This is a genomic window from Bartonella sp. MR63HLJHH (assembly GCF_042194155.1).
Taxonomy (GTDB): Bacteria; Pseudomonadota; Alphaproteobacteria; order Rhizobiales; family Rhizobiaceae; genus Bartonella; species Bartonella grahamii.
The window spans coordinates 1-4,026 of record NZ_JBHIMN010000027.1 but is presented as its reverse complement, the minus strand read 5'-3'; the positions used below and the strand labels follow the sequence as shown (position 1 = coordinate 4,026).

3 protein-coding genes and 1 pseudogene are annotated in these 4,026 nt (G+C 40.6%); 1 reads left to right on the top strand and 3 read right to left on the bottom strand.

Features of this window, described 5'->3' with window-relative positions:
- Positions 1 to 214: pseudogene (locus ACFIKQ_RS08875) on the top strand (hypothetical protein); the annotation flags it as partial.
- Positions 215 to 505: 291 nt separating this feature from the next.
- Here ACFIKQ_RS08875 and ACFIKQ_RS08870 read toward each other — a convergent pair.
- From ACFIKQ_RS08870 to ACFIKQ_RS08860, 3 genes are read right to left on the bottom strand one after another with little or no spacing between them, the layout of a single operon-like run.
- Positions 506 to 970: a toxin-activating lysine-acyltransferase gene (locus ACFIKQ_RS08870; RefSeq protein WP_375647067.1), complete on the bottom strand. Its 465-nt coding sequence runs from the start codon at positions 968 to 970 to the stop codon at positions 506 to 508.
- Positions 970 to 2,295 (bottom strand): HlyD family type I secretion periplasmic adaptor subunit, encoded by a 1,326-nt coding sequence (locus ACFIKQ_RS08865; protein ID WP_375656297.1) that lies wholly within the window; start codon positions 2,293 to 2,295, stop codon positions 970 to 972. The genes ACFIKQ_RS08870 and ACFIKQ_RS08865 overlap by 1 nt, the downstream gene beginning before the upstream one ends.
- Positions 2,285 to 3,952: a peptidase domain-containing ABC transporter gene (locus tag ACFIKQ_RS08860; protein ID WP_375656296.1), complete on the bottom strand. Its 1,668-nt coding sequence runs from the start codon at positions 3,950 to 3,952 to the stop codon at positions 2,285 to 2,287. The genes ACFIKQ_RS08865 and ACFIKQ_RS08860 overlap by 11 nt, the downstream gene beginning before the upstream one ends.
- Positions 3,953 to 4,026 lie beyond the last annotated feature (74 nt).

The following is a 4,026-nucleotide window of genomic DNA, read 5'->3' as shown; positions in this document are numbered from 1 at the left end:
TTGCAAAAGTTTCACTATAAAGCCTTCTAATCCGTTGAGTCGTGAAATTGTTGGCATGTTTGTTAGAAATTTACATAATCTTTCACAACAGGATTTAGCAGATTTTAAAAAATTATTAGAGAAAGCTGGCAAAAAGAATGCGCTTTGTAAAGGAAAGTGTGAAAATCCTATTCCCGAACCTAATTATACGGTCCCTAACCTTAAAAAAATATAAATAAAATCAATATCTTATTGCAATTAAATTTAAGATTCGAATTCAGGTACCCCAGCCAATTCTAGTGAAATTAGTTAATCAAATTTCAGCTTGAGAGTGGATTAGCCTTCTTAACCGTCTGTTGCTATTCATAGCAAGTCTGGTAAGCTGAAAAATACCCATTTGTAGCGGATTAGCTCTAAATATGGTAAGGTTTTCTTTTACTATAGCTATCGCTTAAAGAGCTCTTTTAAAAGATTCTTTTCTATAAGACGAGGGGTAAATGATTTATGCGCACTTGCTTTAGAAAAACTATTTAGCTGGATTTTTTGCTCTATAGCAACACCAGCGGGTAATTTTCCGTATTCCACCATCTTCATTACGCCGAACAGCGTAGCAATAATGCTGATTAGGAAACACATGCCGCTGCATGTCACGTACCATACCAGCAGCATGTCCATAGGGTGCCACACAATCAATAAACCACATATATTCTCCGCCTTGCCAATCCGCATCGGACAAAAGCTCTCCCTTATCAAGCATAGATTGATGATTTTTTTCATCTAAAAAAGCCCAAGTGATAAAGGCACAAAATTCTCCACGTTCATTTTTATAAAGTTTATATTGCCCAGTCTGTAAAGCTGGTCCTAAATTTCGTTCGATATCCCAGATTCGCCAGCGGCGGTATAAGGGAGATGTAAGCATTAAAACAACCATAGCTCCTAACGCTGTAAGAGGATCTATGAGTGAAGGTGATGAATTTTCATTTACAGACATTATCTTTCCTTTAGGGACTGTTCTAAAATTTTGGTGATAGGTTCAAAGAAATAAGAAATGAGCCGCCGTTTTGAGGTAATGACATCCGTTGTCACAGTCATGCCAGGGATAAATTTAAGATGTTTGTTATTCAAAGTGATGTGATCTTGGTCAATTTTGATTAAAACAGCATAGACACCATTAATTTCTTTATCATAGCGTGCTGTAGCGCCTACATTAACGACTGTACCGTGGATAACACCGAAACGTTCAGGCGGAAAGGCAGAAAACTTGATGTAAGCACGTTGGCCCTTTTCTAAAAAACCAATATCTCGATTATCAAAAAATGCTTCAATAATGAGACCACCCGCACCAGGGACAATACGCATAAGAGTTTTTCCAGCCTCTACAAAGCCGCCCAAAGTATGGATACTTAAATCATCGATACGTCCATCAACAGGTGCATAAAGTGATAAGTGGTCAAGATGGTATTGAGTGCTATCAAGCTTTGCTTTTAATCCTTGAAGATTCAGTTCTGTTTCACGCGAAAGTTGGCGATAGCGGGCGATTTCATCGGAAATGAGACTTTTCCGTTGTTGGAGGAGGGTGTTTATTTCGGCGGCATTTTCTTCCAAACGTCTTTGATTGGTTAAAATTTCATGCTCGACATTTTTAAAGTCATGTAAACGCTCTAAATAAACGGCTTGGCTAATGACTTTTGTTTCCATCAGGCTTTTTGCAGCTTTTAATTTTCCTTGGCTTAATTGACGATCATCTTCCAACCTATCTAATTGCGCATGTTGTGTTGCACCGCTGCGCTCGACGCGGTCCGCCTGTGCTTTTAGCGCTCTTAATTTATCTTGGAGAGATTGAAGGGTAGCGCTAATGAGTTTTTCCCCTTCTATTCTTGCAGTTTTATTGCCAGAAGGAGGAACTGGCAGATAGGCAAGCCCTTTGGTCACAAAATCTTTATCCAAAGGATCACTTTCATGCAAAGCTGTTAAAATAGCTGTTGCGATTTGTGCTTGAAGGGTTTGTTGCGCGATATCTGCTTGAACACGTGCGCGCTCATTGAGGGCTTCACGGGGATCTAATTGAATAAGAAGATCGCCTTGATGAACAAATTGCCCTTCTTTTACAAGGATTTTCTCAATGCGTCCTGTATTTTGCGCTTGGACCAGCTGAACGTAAGCGGTGGGAATAACACTTCCTTGCCCCCGTGCAACAATCTCTGTTTTTGCGATAAAGCTGCCGATCACAATAAAGAGAAATAAGGTGACCAAAACAGCAACAACCATATGAAGCGTTGGTGACAAAGGGCGCAAATAGGGAGCTTTATCTGCCATTTTTTGCCTCCAAATCAGTAAAGTTTAAGACGGTTGCATGCTGAGGAAAGAGGTCGCTTTTGTGGGTAATAACAAGAACAATACGTTCTTGCGAAAGTTTATATAAATGCTCAACAATTTGCGCACTGACAGTGTCATCCAATGCGGAAGTAGGTTCATCCAAAATAAGCAGGCTTGGGTTTATCAGAAAGAAACAAGCCAGAGCCAAGCGTTGGCGCTGACCACCTGATAAAAAACTACCTTGCTCTCCTACTTGAGTATTGAGTCCTAAAGGCAACTGAGCAATCAAATCATGGCAAGCACTAACATATAGTGCAGCGTCGATTTCATCTTTAGTGGCATCTGGTTTGGCAAGAAGCATATTCTCAAGAATGGTTCCGGAAAAAAGGCAAGGATTTTGAGGAAAATACGCGATTGTTTCACGCACGCTACGGACATCAAAATTCTGTAAAGGTTGGGCGTTAATCAATATCTTTCCGCTTGTTGGGGGATAGAGTCCACAAAGGAGCTTCGCCAAGGTTGTTTTTCCGCACCCTGAAGGACCAAGTAACATAATCGGTTGCCTAGGTTGTAAACAGACATCAAGATGATTGATAATGGACTTATCTCCATAAGAAAAACAGAGATCGTTGGCTTCAAGATGAGGAGGAGCGCTGAGTTGAAGAGGCGGCTTTTCTTCTTCCCATTCTGAAGGGGAGTTAAGAATATCGCCCAAACGAAGACGAGAGATTTTCAAATGCTGCCATTCTTCCCATAGGGATGCAAGGCTTAAGATAGGACCAGAAACATTTCCAGCGAGGAGATGAAAGGCAATAAGTTGCCCTAGCGTAATCTGGTTTTGAAGAACTGCTTGAGCACCAAAAAAGATAATAAAAATAGTGAAAAGATCACCAAAAATATGGCTCATGGCTCCATTGAGAAGATGCAATTTACTGGTCGTAAGGCTTTGATCTAAACTGCGGGCTAAAGTTTCTTGCATGCGTATTGTATGGGCTGGCTCCTTTACATGCGCTTTTATGGCTTCAAGATTGGTAAAACTTTCAATAAGGCGCGATTGATGGGCGGCTTGCAGAGTGAAAGCACGGCGTAATTGGCGGCGCAAGAAGGGACCGACCAACGCTAAAGAACCCATTTGTAAAGGTAAAACAATAAGGACAATAAAGGTCAGTTTCGGACTAATGGAAAAGAGTGCAGCAAGATAAATGATTGCGAACAGAACATTTAGAACAGTTGTGGCGATGGTTCCTGTTAGAAAACCGCGAATTGTATCAACCTCTCCGATTCGCGTGAACAGTTCCCCCACTTGCCAACGGCGTAAAGTGGGCAAGGAGAGGCTTAACACATGGGTGTAAACGCGCTGTCCAAATTCTAATGTAAGTCGATTGGCTAAATAGGCACCTAAGTAACCTGAAAGAGCGCTAAGAGCAGTGCTAAACAGCATGATAGCAACCATCAAGACAACGATAGCATAGAGACTTTCAATACGCTGAAAAGGGAGAATACGGTCGATAATCGCTTGAAAAATAAAAGGATTCACCAAGCCAAGTAAGCGCAAAACAACAGCAACGCAACTGAGTTCGATGACATAATAGATATATTTCTTTGTTGTTCTTGTAAACCAAGAGAATGATACTAGCTTTTCTTGTGAGTGATTCATTTGAATTTATGATTTTGTTTAAGAGAAAGAGCGATGGATGTCGCATATTTAAACAGTATTGTAAATAGTATTAT

Excerpts from the sequence above, each read along its gene's own strand:
- ACFIKQ_RS08870 (WP_375647067.1), bottom strand. The coding sequence starts at position 970 with ATGTCTGTAAATGAAAATTCATCACCTTCACTCATAGATCCTCTTACA.
- ACFIKQ_RS08860 (WP_375656296.1), bottom strand. The coding sequence starts at position 3,952 with ATGAATCACTCACAAGAAAAGCTAGTATCATTCTCTTGGTTTACAAGA.
- ACFIKQ_RS08865 (WP_375656297.1), bottom strand. The coding sequence starts at position 2,295 with ATGGCAGATAAAGCTCCCTATTTGCGCCCTTTGTCACCAACGCTTCAT.